A 15,598-nucleotide genomic window follows, 5' to 3' on the forward strand; every position below is an offset into this window, starting at 1 on the left:
CACAGGACTCATTCCCATGCCGTTTTGGTTCCAATTTCTATTGTCGTTCTTGTCTTTGAGCTAAACTTAATGACATTGGCGCTGTGGAGGGTTTATTTTCCACTCTCGCGCCCTACATATGTGGCATTTGCGCTCGTCTCGATCAGTTACCAGTGGAATAATTTTCTCTGGCCGCTGATTGTCACCAATTCGGTAGAGAACCGTCCGCTGACTGTTGGCTTGTCGATCTTCGCTCAGTCATTCGAGGTCGGGGTGCAGTGGACCGAAGTCAGCGCGGCCACACTGCTGGTCATCGCGCCGCTGATGGTTATCTTTCTGCTGTTCCAGCGACAGTTTATCGACAGCTTCATCCATTCGGGTATTAAGTGAAACAGACATTTTATTGAGGGAGGGACTCTAAATGACGGGAGATCGGGACTGCTCCGTTTCGACTTATGCATACATCGACAACACGCTGGAAGAGGCGGTTGGGAAGCTGGTGGCCGAAGGCTGGCGGCGGATTGAGATCATGTGTGAGGGAAGGCATGGAGAAGTGTTGGACTGGTCCGATGACAGGGTGGAGGAGCTGAAGCGTTCCGGCGAGCGCTACGGAATTAGCTGGAGTCTGCATGCGCCGATCAATGAGTGCAATCCTGCGGCTATAAGTGAGCTTGAGGCGGCGCTTTCGGAAGCGGTGCTGCTGGATGCGCTGCGGCTGGCAGACATTCTCGGCTGCTCTTATGTTGTTCTGCATCCGGGATCATTGGACAGCTGCGACGCGCAGATCGATAACCGGTTTGCACAGGAAAGCGATGATGCCGTGAAGCGGATCGCCGGATTTCTTGCCCGAATTTTGGATCAGACCGCAAGCTCCCGCACGATGATCGCCCTCGAGAATGTCCCGCCATATCCCGGTCTGCTCGGAGTGGAGCCGGCATTCCTGCACGACATCATCCAGGAAGTTGGCTCTTCCAGGCTCGGCATCGTGTTCGATGCCGGTCATGCCCATATGACGGGCAACGGCCAATGTCTGCTCAAGCTGCAGCAGGCCATGCCCCGTATAGTGGCGCTGCATCTCAGTGACAACAGAGGCGAGGCGGATGAACACTTGGGACTCGGAGGAGGCACGGTTCCGCTTGAAGCGATGATTGCCTGTCTTGCAGCCTCCGGGTACTCCGGGAAATGGGTGCTGGAACTGCGGAAAGCGGAAGATTTGGAAGGCTCGGCAGCCAGGCTGGCCAGTCTGCGGCGTCAGTATCCGGCAGTTGATCCGGTACATCCGGCAATCAGCGGCAGTGGAATCTCCCGGTAGCAATCCTGAGAAAATAAACTGTTACACAGAATTCGAAGATGATAGACTATTCACTTGCGGCAGTCCTGGGCGCTTCTCTCATGTCCCTGGCTGCCATTTTTATTATCCCGCCATTTTAGAGCTTGCTCCAGAACTTCCAGGCAACCCATTACGCCCCGAGCTTATTTATTCTTATATTTTTAAAAAATTGAAGACTTTTAACAAGGATGATAGACTTTGAGATAAGATGATTCTTCCAATTAAGCTAAAGATCAACAGGAGGCGTTAACTTGATTGAAATTACAGCTACTTATGCGGATTCCCTTGCCCCTAACAGCGCCGCCATCAAAAATGCCCTCGGACTGGTTCAGAAGAACAAATTCACCTCGCTCCACCTCTCCGAAGCCGGCGATCTGCTGTTTGGCGAATGTCAAGGCAGCGGCAGCTCCGGCTATTTGGCATCGGCTGATTTTGCCCAGCCGGACAAGCCGGTGTTCCGGTGCTCCTGTCCCAGCCGCCAGTTTCCGTGCAAGCATGCGCTGGGCTTGTTGTATGCGATGCAGCAGGGCAAGACATTTACTGTAGCGCAGATTCCCGAGGATCTGTCCGCCAAACGTGAAAAGGCCGAGAAACGGGAAGAGAAAAGGCAGCAGCAGGAAGCCTCGCCGGCGGCAGATAAGCCGAAGAAGACCAACAAAGCTGCACTCGCTAAAAAGATCAAGGCGCAACTCCAGGGGTTGGAACTGCTGGAGAAGCTCCTGCTTGAGCTTGTCCGTGCCGGAATTGGCACAGTTACGGACAAGACTCTGAAGAATCTAACCGCCCAAGCCAAAGAGCTCGGCAATTATTATCTCCCGGGGCCGCAGAATGAGCTGCGGAAGCTGATCCTGCTGATGCAGGAGGAGTCAGGTGGAAGCTACGCCAACTCCCTGGAACAGCTGACGATGCTGCATGCCTTGATTCGCAAGGGACGCAGCCATCTGGAGGCGAGACTGGACAGCGGCTCGGCTGATCCGGACCCCGAATCCGAACTGGAGGAATTGCTCGGTCATTCCTGGCAGCTCGCCGAATTAAAGGGGCATAATTTGACCTCAGAGAGGGCAGAGCTGCTGCAGCTTGCCTTTAGCGGCTATGATGACCAGGCGCGACAGGAATACGTTGATCTGGGCTACTGGCTGCAGCTGGACACGGGCGATATTCACCGTACTCTTCAATATCGGCCCTATAAAGCGGCCCGTCATATTCGCGAGGAAGATAGTTTCATCGATGTGGTGCAGACGCGAGAGCTGTATCTGTATCCGGGCGGGCTGAACCGGCGCGTACGCTATGACGAATGGCAGCCCCGCCAACCAAATGACGATGACTGGGCGGCAGTCGCCCGCTGTGCCCGACGTTCATATACGGATGCCGTGAAGACCATACGCAATCAACTGAAGAATCCACTGGCCGACCGAATGCCGGTCATGCTGCTGCATGTCGCTGAAACGCTGGTTACAGAGGACGGCGGTTATGTGATCCGTGACGAAGAAGGACATATGCTGCCGCTGAGCGATATTCCCGGTAGCGGACCGGACACGGTGGAATTGCTGAATTACATACGTCCCGAGCGTCTCCGGGACATCGCATTGCTCGCAAGGTTCCGGCATCTCCCAGGTGAAGGCCGGCTGGCCGTTCAGCCGCTGACTGTCATCGGACGGGATGAAGTGATTCGATTGCTGTATTAAAAAGATGACGAGAGGTGGACATAATGAGCACCGCTGTATTGAATGAACTGCGTCTGGAGCTTGACCGCCTGTATATAGCCGGCAGCGATCTCGCGGCGGATGATTTCCGCCTGAAACGTCTGCACCCCAAATTGCAGGCACTCGGAGAACGCGCGCCAATATTCAAGAGACTGGCCGAAGGAGTCGAAGGGCTGACTCAATTGGGTAACCCGCCCGAGACAAGCGCCTCGCGTCTGCTGGATCTAGGCCTGCTGCTGACCTCGGTGCTGGCGACACAGGGCTCAATAGAGATTTCCGGCGAAGCAGAGTCGCTGCCTGAGAAGGGCACGAATCTGACGACTACGCTAACGTTCCGCCAGCTGTCGGAGCTGCGCGGAGCCCTGACCTCCACCGGCGCAGGCCGCTATGAAACCGTCACTTCGGCTTTCAAACAAGGGAGCTTCTCTGACTTGCGCCTGCTGCCCCTCGCAGTGCAGGCTCTGGGCGACTCGTATGTGGAGCTTGCCGAATTCGCCATGAAGGAGATTATTCCTTCGTATGGAGCAGAAGCGGTTCCTATACTTGCAGATGGGTTCGATCCCACCGGAGGCAGACCGCAAGCCCGGCGGCTTCTTGCCCTTGCCGCAATCGGAAGGGAAGAAGACAAGACCCTGTTGGCCGAAGCCGCCGAAGGGGGCAGCGAAGAGGTCCGGATTGCCGCCATCGAGTCGCTAGGGCGGTATGCGGAATATACGCCTGAACTGATTGGGTACAGTGGCGATAGCAAGAAGGGCATCCGTCAGGCTGCTTACATGGCTCTAGCCCAAAATGCAACACCAGAGGGTCTGGAGAAGCTGTACACGGCCTTCAGCAGCAAGGACCGTGAGCATGCGGCCGAAGCAGCCCGCAAGCATCCTTCCGAATCCCTCGATAAGCGCCTGGCGGCGCTGCTTCGGACGGAGCTGCAGCAGGCGGAGGATAGCGGATGGCCGGCAGACGATAAACAGAGAACAGCAAGTCTGGGACGCATCGAGGCACTCCGCAGAGCACTGGGAGCTGCGCATTCATCCGATCTGGACGCTGCTTACGAACAAATTGCTTCCCGCAGCGATCAATATAACGCTGTCGGCTGGGCGAGATTGATCGAGCATGCCGCCGACTATCTGGAACAATCGGAGCGTCCCGAGGCGCTTGAGAGGCTGTTTCAGTTGGAGGAAGCGGAGCCAAGCCTGCTGCCCTATGCGTTCCGGGCTGCTGCCATGCGGTTAACGCCCCGTGAAGTGTTCAACCGTTACGGCGGAACGCTGGTGGACAAGCTGAAACTCGCATTTGGCGCCAAAAAAAAGCAGAGGGAAAATGCCATAATCCGGACGCTGGAGCCGCTGATTCTAAGCGCTCAATTTGAGTTTTTTGAAATGCCGTGGGACGAAACGTACCGGCGAGCGGTAATGCTTTCGTCTGACGTGATCGCGGTGAAATGGGATGAGCGCTGGCTGGATTGGCTGATCGACCGGGATGCTCTGAAGCTGGTCTGCGCATTCGCAAGGCCAGGTCACGCCCGGGCGGAAAAATATATCAAAGGCAAATTGAAAGAGAAGCCGGATTTGCAGAAAAATGACGCAGCCGACCTGATCAGGGGCCTGGAGCGGTTGGGGAGCCCGGATTCCCTTCGCCATGAAATGCTGCTGCATGTGCTGGAGTATAAGCCCAATTCCAGAACGTATATGCTGGAGCCATACCTGGTTCAGCAAATGCTGAAACTGCCACGGGAGTATAGCGAACGCCTGCTGGCGCTGACCGGAATGTACCGTTACGAGAGCGCTAGACAAATCGAAAATGTGCTGAAGGAGATGAGCCGATGAGTATCGATTCCACTGTAACTTCCGGTCTGCTGCGGCAGCCGGCAGAAGGCTTGTATGCGGAGGAACTGGAAGAGCTTCAGAAGCATGACGATGGCCGCATACCATCCGGTTGGAGCCTGTCTCCCCGGGCTGTGCTGACTTATATTACAGGGGGGAAGGCTGGGAAAAAAAAGATAACGCCCAAATACATCGGCAATCAGCGTCTTGTGGAAATGGCCATCGCTACCCTCGTCACCGACCGGGCGCTGCTTCTGATCGGCGAGCCGGGAACCGCCAAGTCCTGGCTGTCGGAGAATCTGTCGGCGGCCGTATGCGGTGATTCCGGATTGGTCGTACAGGGCACGGCAGGAACAACGGAGGAACAGGTCCGCTATTCCTGGAACTATGCCATGCTGCTTGCCAGCGGACCTACACCGGAGGCACTGGTGCGCAGTCCGATCATGCGGGCGATGGACAGCGGCCGGATCGCCCGTTTTGAGGAGATTTCCCGCTGCGCGTCGGAGGTGCAGGATGCCCTCATCTCGATCCTGTCGGAGAAGACGATCGTCGTTCCGGAGCTGGGGGCGGAGACGGGAGCCCAAAAAGGCTTCTCCATGATCGCCACAGCCAATACACGCGATAAAGGGGTCAATGAAATGTCGGCGGCGCTCAAGCGTAGATTTAACATTGTGGTGCTGCCATCGCCGGCGGATTTGGAGACGGAGGTTGAAATCGTCCGGAAAAGGGTCGCTGAAATCGCTTCTTCCTACGATCTGCAGGCTGCGCTTCCTGCAGACGAGGCATTCCGCAAGGTCGTTACCGTATTCCGCGAATTGCGCAGCGGGATGACTTTGGACCGCAAGGAGAAGGTAAAATCGCCGGCAGGCGTCATTTCTACGGCTGAGGCCATTTCACTGCTGACGAACAGCATGGCGCTCGCAGCCAGCTTCGGGAACGGGGAGCTGAGCGATGAGGACCTGGCTGCTGGCCTGCAAGGTGCAATCGTCAAAGATGACGCCAAGGATGCGCTGGTGTGGAAGGAATATCTCGACCAGATTATGAAGAAGCGGGGAAGCGAATGGCGCGGGCTGTATCAGGCCTGCCGGGAGATCAACGGATGAGCGCCGGGACAGAAGAGGCAACCCCTCTCCTGGTGCATTCGGGCAGCGAGGATAGCCAGGGGACCGGGCCCCATATCTTCGGGGTGAGACATCTGTCGCCCGGCGGAGCCCGTCATCTGCTGGATATGCTGGACGCGGTGAAGCCAACGGCTGTGCTGATCGAAGGGCCGTCAGACGCCACTTCAGAGATTCATCATCTGGTGAACAAGGCAACACGCCCGCCCGTAGCGATTCTGGCTTATACCGAAGAGCTGCCGGTCAGGACGGACGTGTGGCCGCTTGCCGTCTACTCACCGGAATACCAGGCCATGTTATGGGCCAGCCACAGCGGAGCTGAGGCGCGATTTATCGATTTGCCCTCCAGGGTCATGCTGGCGCTGCGGCAGCAGGAAACTGGCGGGACAGAGGAGAATGAAGCCGGGGAGCCGGTGGACCATGATCCAGATTCTCCCGCCACTGATGAAAGCGACGATTCCGATCGTACCGATTCGTCGCTGTATGAGCGATATGCACGGCTTCACGGAGAGCCGGATTATGAGACCTATTGGGAGCGCCATTTTGAGCATAATCTCAATCCGGATGCTTACCGCAGGGCGATTCTTGCTTTCTCCTCCGGCATGCGGGAGCTGACGGAGGGGAGCGAGCGTCGTAAGCGCACCGGCGAGCACGCGGTCAACGCCGTGCGGGAAGCCTATATGGCCCGCTGCATTCAACAGGCGATTCAGGATGGACACCTGCCTGATCGAATCGTAGTTGTGTGCGGCGCTTATCATGCCTCAGCATTAACTGATCCATCAATAGCCATGAAGGATGAAGAATATGACAGGCTTCCGGCAAGCAGCTCGAAGCTGACCTTAATGCCTTACTCCTACTACCGGCTTTCGAGCTTGTCGGGCTATGGAGCAGGGAATGAAGCGCCGCATTATTTCGGCATGATGTGGGAGGCGATGGCGTTGGGAAAAATCTCCAGCCTGCCACATTCATACCTGTCAGCGGCGGCTCAGCATATGCGTGCAGCCGGCACTCACCGCTCAACGGCCGAAGTGATTGAGGCTGTAAGGCTGGCAGAGGCGCTGGCCTACCTTCATGATGGAAGCCTGCCGGTGCTGCGGGATTTGCGCGACGCCGCCCGCACGCTGCTTGGCCACGGGGAACTGGCTCCCGTGGCGGAGGCATTGGCCCGGCTCGATATCGGCACCGAGATCGGCGAGCTTGCCGAGGGTGTAAGCCAGACACCGATCCAGGACGACCTTGCCCGTGAGCTGAGGAGTCTCAAGCTCGAGAAATATCGGAGTGCGGTCGCCAGCGAGCTGACACTGGACCTTCGCGAGAATCGAAGGGCCTCAACGGAGGCAGCGGCTCTGCTGGATTTGCGCCGCTCGCGTCTTCTGCACCGCCTGGACCTGCTCAATATCGGCTTCGTTAAGCCGAAACCGAGCGGGCAGGACTCCGCTTCCTGGAAGGAAGAGTGGATATTACAGTGGACGCCCGAGAGCGAGATCCGGCTTGTGGAAGCTACACTGCTTGGTGAGACAGTGGAGCTTGCAGCCGCTTATACCCTGCAGCGGAAGCTTGATGCTTCCGCCTCACTTAGCGAAGCCTCCAAGCGGATTGCGGAGGCCTGCCAGTGCGGGCTAACCACCCAGATGATGGCCGGTGTGCAGACATTGCAGCGCCTGTCGTCGGACAGCAGGGATGTCGCCGCTATTGCCGCGGCGGCGGGCGAGCTGTCGGCTGTGATGAGCTATGGCAGCCTGCGCAGGGTGGACACCGAGCCGCTGGGTCCATTACTCGAGCAGCTCTTCCTCAGAGGCTGCCTCTTCCTGGAAGAGGCAGCAGGCTGCAACGATGAAGCCGCCACGGGAATGGCGGCGGCTATTGGTGAGCTGAATGCCGTTGCCCAGCGACATAGCGAAGCGCTGGACGAAGATTTGTGGGTTCGCTCGCTGGGCAATCTGGCGATGCGTGACGACCGGAATCCCAAGCTGTCCGGTCTCGCTTGCGCAATCTTGCTGGAGCGGGGCAAGCTCAGCGCTGAGGAAGCCGGAGCCGAGGTATCCCGGCGCCTTTCGCCGGGCATCTCGCCCGAGCTTGGCGCGGGCTGGTTCGAAGGCCTGGCGATGCGCAACCGGTATGCCTTGTTGTCCCGGCTTAGTCTCTGGGAGGAACTGGACCGGTATATCGCAGATCTCGACGATGAGCAGTTCCTGCGGGCGCTTGTTTTTCTGCGCCGCGCGTTCAGCACTTTTTCTCCGAGGGAGAAGACGATGGCCGCCGAGCTGCTGGGAGAGCTGTGGGGAGTGGACACGGAGCAAGCAGCCGAAGCGGTGACTGATGTGCTTAGAGAGGATGAAAGAGCCATGATAGATGATCTGAATGATTTTGATTTCGAGGACTTTTAGCATGAATGAACGGGACCATAATCAGGATGTAAAGCGTTGGAGGCTCATTCTTGGAAGGGAAAGCGAAGCCCAGCTGTCTCACGGATCAGGAACCGGAGGAGAAGGAATTGCGCTCAGTGAAGAGGAAATGATCATGGACCGGGCGCTGGCTGCAATCTATGATCCGGAAGGCACGGCTTCGGAGAGGGATTCAGGTGGTAGCAGCGCACGCGGCGCCGGTCACGGTCCTTCCGCGCCGCATATCGCCAAGTGGCTTGGCGATGTCAGAAGCTTTTTCCCGGAAGAGGTCGTCTCCATTATCCAGAATGATGCCATGGAGCGCAAAGGCTGGAAGCAGCTGCTCTTTGAGCCGGAGCTTCTCGCATCCGTCAAGCCCGATATCCAGCTCGTCGGCACGCTGATGTCGCTCAAAGGGAAAATCCCCGAGCGCACCAAAGAGACGGCCCGCATACTGGTGCAGGCGGTTGTGGATGATCTGGTCCGCAGGCTGGAGAACGACATCCGTCAGGCGGTGACCGGTGCATTGAACCGCCGGCGTCATTCGCCGCTGCCCTCCCTTAGCGGAATCGACTGGAAGCTGACGATTCGAAGAAACCTGAAGCATTACAACCAGGAACGGCGCATGATGATTCCGGAGCGGTTTTATTACTTTGACAGGGCGAGACAGAGCAAGGAATGGACGGTGATTCTGGACATCGACCAGAGCGGGTCCATGTCGGACTCGATTATTTGGGCGTCTGTGACCGGCTCGATCTTCGCATCAATCCCCGCACTCGATACAAGGGTGGTTGTGTTCGATACCCAGGTGGTTGATCTGACGGAGACCTGCGCGAATGATCCGGTCGATATGCTCTTCGGTATCCAGCTCGGAGGTGGAACGGACATCCAGAAATCCGTCGCTTATTGTGAGCAGTATATCGAGGAGCCGAAGAAGACGCTGTTTATTCTGATCTCGGACCTCTATGAAGGCGGAAGCCAGGCCGGATTGATCCGCCGCATGCGGGAAATGCGGGAATCGGGAGTGCGGACCTTGTGTCTGCTGGCTCTATCGGACGGAGGCAAGCCCTTTTACGACGAACAGGTTGCGACCCAACTCGCAAGAAATGGGACTCCGTGCTTCGCCTGTACGCCGGGCATGCTGCCCGCATTGGTGGAAGGCGCCCTAAAGGGAAAGGATTTAGCGGAGCTCGTCAAAACATTGGGAGTTGAACAGGTGTAACCACCTTACGAAGCTTCAAGGCGCATCTCATTCAAGATGCGCTCTTAGTGCACAAAGAGCCACAACGAGGGGAGAAGCGTATACGATGAATCAAGATTTGCTGGCGCGCTTGAATCAACTGCATGAGGACGATGAATTCACCGAGATTGTGAAGGCGATTATGGCGATTCCAGTATCTGAGCGGGATTATGAGCTGCTCGGTCATTTGGCCAGAGCTTACAATAATCTGGGCCGCTACGACGAAGCGCTGGAGCTGCTGCTCATCGTAGCAGAACACGGCAAAGAGGACGCTGTGTGGCATTACCGGATCGGGTATTCCTACTATTTCTTGCGGCAGTATGAGCAAGCCGTGGAAGCATTCACCAGAGCTGGTGAGCTGGACCCGTCCGAGGATCTGGAGGAGTGGCTGGAAGCCGCCCGGGAGAAGGCGGAGCGCTCGGAACGGCAGGAACGGCGGGCCGCCGCCGATCGGGCGAAGCGAGAGCATGAAGCGCTGACAGGCGGGAATCAGAAGCCTTTTGCCGGCATGGATTTGTCCCAATTCTGGGAGGACAGCGCCTACGCGCTCGAATCGTATGTCTGTGCCCCGCCCGCGGATGAGATGATCGCTTTGGTGGAGAAGGAACTGGGCGGATATAAGCTTCCGGCGTCCTACATCGCTCTGATGAAGGTGCAGAATGGCGGGTTTCCGCGGAACACCTGCTTTGGGACAGAAGAAGCAACCTCCTGGGCGGAAGATCATATCGCCATTACATCAATCATGGGAATTGATCTGGAGAAATCGGAAGCGCTCGGCGGCTCCTCGGGGAGCCGTTTCATGATCGAAGAGTGGGGATACCCGGATATCGGGATCGTCATCTGCGATTGTCCTTCCGCCGGGCATGATGTTGTAATGCTGGATTACCGCGCCTGCGGCAAGAACGGGGAGCCGTCCGTTATTCATGTGGACCAGGAATCGGATTACGAGATTACGTATTTGGCGCCCGATTTCGAGAGCTTTATCCGGGGTCTGCGGCCAGACGAGGATTATGAGATTCCCGCAGAGGTGACTCTGGAGGAAGATCTCCGCAAGGTAAACGAAGAACCGTTCTCCCCACTGTTGGCTGAGCTGTGCAGCGCCGTCAGAGAGGTGGAGCGGGTGGACCAGCTGATCCGAAGCGTTGCCGCCCGGATTGTGCGGAAGAAGGGGTATTTCGCACTCCATGCGGACGAATATTCCACCTTGATGTATGATGTACAATTCTGGCTGTACAGCCGTGTGCACACGGAGCCAACCACTGAGGATTATTTGAAGCAATACAGCGAGATGATTGCATTCGCAGCAGGCTTTGGCACAGGTGGTTATGCAGAAGAGTTTGTCACTGACTGGTTGAAAGACCGCATCCACCACGGAATTATTCGGAGTGATCATGGCAAGCTCCGCCTTGCGGAGGGAGCCGAGGCAGAAATAATCGTTCGTCTGAAAGAGGTTGCCGGGCAGCACGGACAATAAGAGCGGGAGCTTGTAGAGTAGAGATGGGCATGATACCCTCTATTCAAGAAATCCGAGTTTGAAACACAGGAGTTGTTAACGAAACGATGAGGGTACTTAATGAACAGCCGCCTGTAGCAGCACCCGACAACGCAGCAGGGACGCTGGAAGCGGAAACGACCCGGCTGGCAAGCCTGATCGAAGCAGTTACGCCGTATGACGGTGTCTTCAGCCAGCGTGTGTCAGGTCTGCAACTCAGCCGTTTTTCCCGAACGAATATGGATTACGTGCAAACCTTTTATACACCTTCTTTGTTAATCGTTTCGCAGGGGGCAAAGACGATCACGGTCGGGCAAAAGGTCTATCCGTTTGGTGCATCGCAGATGCTTATGTTTCCCGTTGCGCTGCCGGTATCCATGAAGGCAACCCATGCCAGCCCTTCCGAACCGTTCCTGGGTGTAAGGCTGGAACTCGATCCGCAGCGGATCTCCGAACTGGCCTTGAAGGTATATCCCCAGGGGCTGCCTCCGATTCGCAATCGCAGCACAGGCTACGTCTCAGACATGGATCTCAGTTTGATGAACGCGGTGAGGCGACTGGTGGAGTGTCTTCATAATCCCGGCGATGCTGAATTGCTTGCCCCGCTTGTGATAGATGAGATTATGATACGCGTCTTGCGAAGCCCAATCGGCGTTCACGCAGCTGAGCTTGGATTCGCCGATTCGGGCGTGCAGCGTGTTGTGAGAGCAATCTCCTGGATTCATGACAACTTCTCCCGGCAGATTAAGGTGGCGGACTTGGCCGCACTGGTCAACATGAGTGAGTCTTCGTTACACGAGCATTTTAAGACCGTTACCTCACTGAGTCCTCTCCAGTATCAAAAAGCGCTGAGACTTCATGAAGCGAGGCGCCTGATGGTCTCCGGCTCAGTCGACGTTACAACGGCAAGTCAACTCGTAGGATACATGAGCATCTCCCAATTCAGCCGGGACTACAGTCGCTTCTTCGGAAGCCCGCCCAAAAGAGATATTGCCCGATTGCGTCAGCCCTCGCATATGCCGGATTGATCAACAGTAAAATACCAAATGCCCGAGACCTTAATGGCCTGTCGGGTCCGCACATCCGGAGGATTGGGCAAAAAACGACTTGGAACAGGCAAACCTCATTCAGACACGCATTTTATAATGGGTTTAGCTAAGGGGCTGGTACACGGTGCTTGATAGGCAGCATGGATGATTTCAAGCCCCGACGATACTCAACTGATTGAGGAGGATTTAATGATGCGTGTTTTTGTGACAGGAGCGACAGGCTTTGTCGGCTCTGCCGTTGTGCGTGAGCTGATTGAAGCGGGACACGAAGTTCTTGGACTTGCCCGTTCGAATGAAGCTGCTGCTCAGCTTGCTGAGGCAGGAGCGGCTGTAATCAACGGCTCTCTGGAAGATCCGGACAGCCTGAAACGCGGGGCCGAAGCAGCAGAAGGTGTCATCCACACCGCCTTTATCCACAATTTTACGGACCCCGTAGCCGCAGGCGAAAAAGACCGACTGGCAATTAAGGCAATAGGCGCCGCTCTTGCGGGATCAGGCCGACCATTGGTTGTCACCTCCGTGATGGGTCATCTTGCGCAGGGCCGCCTCGCTACGGAAGAGGATGCGCCGGACCCGGGGACCGTCGGGAAGCATCGCATCGCTTCGGAAGAGGATGCGCTATCGCTGGCATCGCAAGATGTACGTGTGTCGGTGCTGCGGCTTCCCCTATCGGTGCATGGTGACGGTGATCGCGGTTTCGTGCCTGCCTTGATTCAAATCGCACGCAGCAAGGGGGTCTCCGCCTATATAGGCGATGGCGCCAACCGTTGGCCCGCCGTGCATCGGCTTGATGCCGCACGGTTGTATCGGCTGGCGCTCGAGTCAGCTCCGGCGGGAACTTTATTGCATGCGGTTTCTAATGAAGGAGTTCCGATCCGGGATATCGCAACGGTAATTGGCCGTCGTCTGGGCGTACCTGTTGCCAGCAAGTCGCCCGAGGAGGCCGCCGATCATTTCGGTTGGCTGGCGCATTTTGTTGCCGCAGATATTACGGCATCGAGCACGCTGACCCGGGATCGGCTTGGATGGCTTCCTGCGCAGCCAGGTCTCATTCCCGACCTTGATCGGGAAGCGTATTTTATAGGCTAGATGAGGAATTGGAACGGAGAGACGCCATGCCAGAACGCGTTCAGAATTGGAGCAGCGCGTCTTCGGCGAATTACTCTTCAATAACTGGCAGCAGTAAGCCGGCGTTTGAAGCGCTGGATTGCTGATGGCATTCGGATTATCTTCGGTTATTAATATGGTTGTTTATTCATAGAATTAATGATAAACACGATGAATGATAGACATTAGATGCTGTAGCGGAGGCCTATACGGTCTCCGCCGGCGCTTTTTATAGCGGCTTCAGTTAAGACGGGTTCAACCTCATTGGGCAGTAGCAAACTTGCGGGATGTGTTCCGATATACGGTCGGAGACATCCCTTTTTTGGCTGAAAATTGTTTGATGAAGTACGTGTCATAATCAAATCCGGTAGACACCGCGATTTCATTCAGGCTCATCCCGGTATGTGTCAGAAGATCCTCCGCGACCTTCAAGCGGTATGATAGCAGGTAGCCGATTGCCGTGCATCCGAATCTCTCCTGAAACTTTTTGTTGAGCGATACCCGGTTCAGATGCCCGCATCTCGTCAGGTCCTCCAGGGTTATTTTATCCGGGTAGCGGGTGTGTATATATTCCAGCACGGAATCGACAGGGGTCTGTTCGCCATACCGGTTCAAGTCCTCAAGCAGCCCCAGAATTTGAAACAGATACTTCTTGATGCGGCACACCCAGTTCGCATCGCTTTGCGCAGACACCTCAGTTCCCAGCACGAAGAACCACTCCATTAATTGGTGAAAAGCCCTCTCCGTCACACGCGGCACCCTGGAGCGCATATCATTGCCTTGAAAAAGGGATAGCCCTGCCCGGATCTTCCTGGGGAAATACTCGTCCGTCTCCGGAACGGGTATCGTATTGAGAAAATCCGGATGATAGCTGAAGGATTGGGCAAAAGCCTGATCCTTATCCGTAACCGTCAGCTTATCCGTATTGGACAAACACAGAATGCCCGGAGCAGAGATCAGGAGGGGGTGTCCGTTCAATTGTCCGCTAAATGTCCCGCTTGTTACGAAAACCAGAGTCAGCCGATCCGTGTAGGGAAGAGACTCCAGGTCTTCCGTCGGGATAAACTCGATATTTACCGTTCTGTCCTTATGTCGGTCGATTTGTGGCATGCTTATCACCTGACTGATAGTATAGTCAAACGCTTCACTTATGCCAGTGTACCACAAGAATGCGAAGGATATAATAGCATTGGAACATGAATAAAGAAAGGATAGGTGGTTGTTATGGGAATTAATATTGCGATTAATGGGTTTGGCAGAATCGGGCGGCTTGCATTTCGGCAGCTCTTTGGTACGGAAGGATACAGCATTGCCGCGATCAATGATCTAACAAGTCCGAAGATGCTTGCGCATTTGCTAAAATACGACACATCGCAGGGGAGGTATGACGGAGAGATCGGATATAGCGAGAACAGCTTGACCGTTAACGGCGTGGATATTCCAATCTATGCTGAGAAAGACCCTAGCAAGCTCCCGTGGGGTAAATTACAGATCGATGTAGTCTTGGAGTGTACAGGCTTCTTCGCATCCAAAAAAGGTGCAGGAGCGCATATCGACGCTGGCGCAAGAAAGGTTCTTATATCCACCACAGCCGGCAAAGATGTGCCAACCATTGTGTACGGTGTCAATGAGCATACTTTGACCCAAGAGGATCGCATTGTTTCGGCGGCGTCCTGTACCACGAACTGCCTGGCTCCAATGGTGTATTACCTGAACGAGCTTGCGCCGATCCAAAAGGGCTTCATGACCACGATACATGCTTATACCAACGACCAGAATACACTGGATGCTCCTCATGCCAAAGGCGACTTGCGCCGTGCGCGCACGGCGGCTGCCAACATCATTCCAACCTCTACCGGAGCCGCCAAGGCAATAGGCCTTGTTATCCCGGAATTGGATGGCAAGCTGGACGGCACATCTCAACGGGTGCCGGTTGTCGCAGGCTCACTGACCGAATTGACCGCTGTTGTTACCGGCTCCGTTACAGCGGAGCAGGTCAACAAGAAGATGGAGCAATCCAAATCCGAGCAGTATGGTTACTCAGACGAGGAGCTTGTTTCATCGGATATCATCGGCATCACTTACGGCAGTTTGTTTGACGCTACGCAGACGAAGGTATCTCCGTTCGGAACAGATACGCTGGTTAAAATCGCTGCGTGGTATGATAACGAGAACTCTTTTACCAGTCAAATGATTCGTACCGCTAAACATCTTGCCAAATTATGATGCTTAGTATACAATAAACGTCCGCCGATCAGAATTAGCTTCTACACATGAATACAAGAGCTGGCCAATGCCCAATGTCATTAAGATAAGGCACAGGCCCAAAAATGAAGAAAAAGAGCAGGTCATCGTACAGATGGCTCGCTCTTTTTT

General features: G+C 55.6%; 11 protein-coding genes and 1 pseudogene. 11 read left to right on the top strand and 1 reads right to left on the bottom strand.

The annotated features are described in order from the left end of the window. Positions 1-81: 81 nt before the first annotated feature. The 10 genes and pseudogenes from KIH86_RS24425 to KIH86_RS24470 form a co-directional block, all read left to right on the top strand. Positions 82-369: pseudogene (locus KIH86_RS24425) on the top strand (carbohydrate ABC transporter permease); the annotation flags it as partial. A gap of 31 nt (positions 370-400) precedes the next feature. Beyond that, positions 401-1,291: a sugar phosphate isomerase/epimerase family protein gene (locus KIH86_RS24430; protein ID WP_223088115.1), complete on the top strand. Its 891-nt coding sequence runs from the start codon at positions 401-403 to the stop codon at positions 1,289-1,291. Positions 1,292-1,560: 269 nt separating this feature from the next. Further along, positions 1,561-2,994, top strand: a complete 1,434-nt coding sequence (locus tag KIH86_RS24435) for an SWIM zinc finger family protein (RefSeq protein WP_223088113.1) — start codon at positions 1,561-1,563, stop codon at positions 2,992-2,994. A 23-nt stretch (positions 2,995-3,017) separates the two neighbouring features. Beyond that, positions 3,018-4,835 carry a HEAT repeat domain-containing protein gene (locus KIH86_RS24440; RefSeq protein WP_223088110.1) on the top strand — a complete coding sequence of 606 codons (1,818 nt, stop codon included), beginning with the start codon at positions 3,018-3,020 and terminating at the stop codon, positions 4,833-4,835. Then, positions 4,832-5,935: an AAA family ATPase gene (locus KIH86_RS24445; protein WP_223088106.1), complete on the top strand. Its 1,104-nt coding sequence runs from the start codon at positions 4,832-4,834 to the stop codon at positions 5,933-5,935. Before KIH86_RS24440 ends, KIH86_RS24445 begins: the two co-directional genes overlap by 4 nt. Positions 5,936-6,060: 125 nt before the next feature. After that, the gene (locus KIH86_RS24450; RefSeq protein WP_235775581.1) at positions 6,061-8,337 is read left to right on the top strand and encodes a DUF5682 family protein; all 2,277 of its coding nucleotides are present in this window, start codon (positions 6,061-6,063) and stop codon (positions 8,335-8,337) included. A gap of 1 nt (position 8,338) precedes the next feature. Then, positions 8,339-9,556 (top strand): VWA domain-containing protein, encoded by a 1,218-nt coding sequence (locus KIH86_RS24455; RefSeq protein WP_223088100.1) that lies wholly within the window; start codon positions 8,339-8,341, stop codon positions 9,554-9,556. Positions 9,557-9,641: 85 nt separating this feature from the next. Beyond that, positions 9,642-11,048: an SMI1/KNR4 family protein gene (locus KIH86_RS24460; protein WP_223088097.1), complete on the top strand. Its 1,407-nt coding sequence runs from the start codon at positions 9,642-9,644 to the stop codon at positions 11,046-11,048. A gap of 86 nt (positions 11,049-11,134) precedes the next feature. Then, complete coding sequence (locus KIH86_RS24465; protein WP_223088095.1) at positions 11,135-12,094, top strand: AraC family transcriptional regulator; 960 nt, start codon at positions 11,135-11,137, stop codon at positions 12,092-12,094. A gap of 213 nt (positions 12,095-12,307) precedes the next feature. Further along, positions 12,308-13,204, top strand: coding sequence for an SDR family oxidoreductase (locus KIH86_RS24470; protein ID WP_223088090.1), 897 nt, complete (start codon positions 12,308-12,310; stop codon positions 13,202-13,204). Positions 13,205-13,483: 279 nt separating this feature from the next. On the opposite strand, the gene KIH86_RS24475 is transcribed toward KIH86_RS24470, so the two are convergent. Beyond that, positions 13,484-14,332, bottom strand: coding sequence for an AraC family transcriptional regulator (locus KIH86_RS24475; protein WP_223088088.1), 849 nt, complete (start codon positions 14,330-14,332; stop codon positions 13,484-13,486). Between the two features lie 114 nt (positions 14,333-14,446). On the opposite strand from KIH86_RS24475, the gene gap reads away from it, so the two are divergent. Next, a complete protein-coding gene (gene gap, locus KIH86_RS24480) occupies positions 14,447-15,448 on the top strand; it encodes a type I glyceraldehyde-3-phosphate dehydrogenase (protein WP_223088084.1) in 1,002 nt (333 codons plus the stop codon). The last annotated feature ends 150 nt before the right edge of the window (positions 15,449-15,598 follow it).

The organism is Paenibacillus sinensis, assembly GCF_019904155.1.
Taxonomy (GTDB): Bacteria; Bacillota; Bacilli; order Paenibacillales; family Paenibacillaceae; genus Paenibacillus_AQ; species Paenibacillus_AQ sinensis.

Coding starts and splice junctions, on each gene's coding strand:
- KIH86_RS24465 (WP_223088095.1), top strand. CDS start 11,135: ATGAGGGTACTTAATGAACAGCCGCCTGTAGCAGCACCCGACAACGCA.
- KIH86_RS24460 (WP_223088097.1), top strand. CDS start 9,642: ATGAATCAAGATTTGCTGGCGCGCTTGAATCAACTGCATGAGGACGAT.
- KIH86_RS24445 (WP_223088106.1), top strand. CDS start 4,832: ATGAGTATCGATTCCACTGTAACTTCCGGTCTGCTGCGGCAGCCGGCA.
- KIH86_RS24455 (WP_223088100.1), top strand. CDS start 8,339: ATGAATGAACGGGACCATAATCAGGATGTAAAGCGTTGGAGGCTCATT.
- KIH86_RS24470 (WP_223088090.1), top strand. CDS start 12,308: ATGCGTGTTTTTGTGACAGGAGCGACAGGCTTTGTCGGCTCTGCCGTT.
- KIH86_RS24475 (WP_223088088.1), bottom strand. CDS start 14,332: ATGCCACAAATCGACCGACATAAGGACAGAACGGTAAATATCGAGTTT.
- gap (WP_223088084.1), top strand. CDS start 14,447: ATGGGAATTAATATTGCGATTAATGGGTTTGGCAGAATCGGGCGGCTT.
- KIH86_RS24430 (WP_223088115.1), top strand. CDS start 401: ATGACGGGAGATCGGGACTGCTCCGTTTCGACTTATGCATACATCGAC.
- KIH86_RS24450 (WP_235775581.1), top strand. CDS start 6,061: ATGCTGGACGCGGTGAAGCCAACGGCTGTGCTGATCGAAGGGCCGTCA.
- KIH86_RS24440 (WP_223088110.1), top strand. CDS start 3,018: ATGAGCACCGCTGTATTGAATGAACTGCGTCTGGAGCTTGACCGCCTG.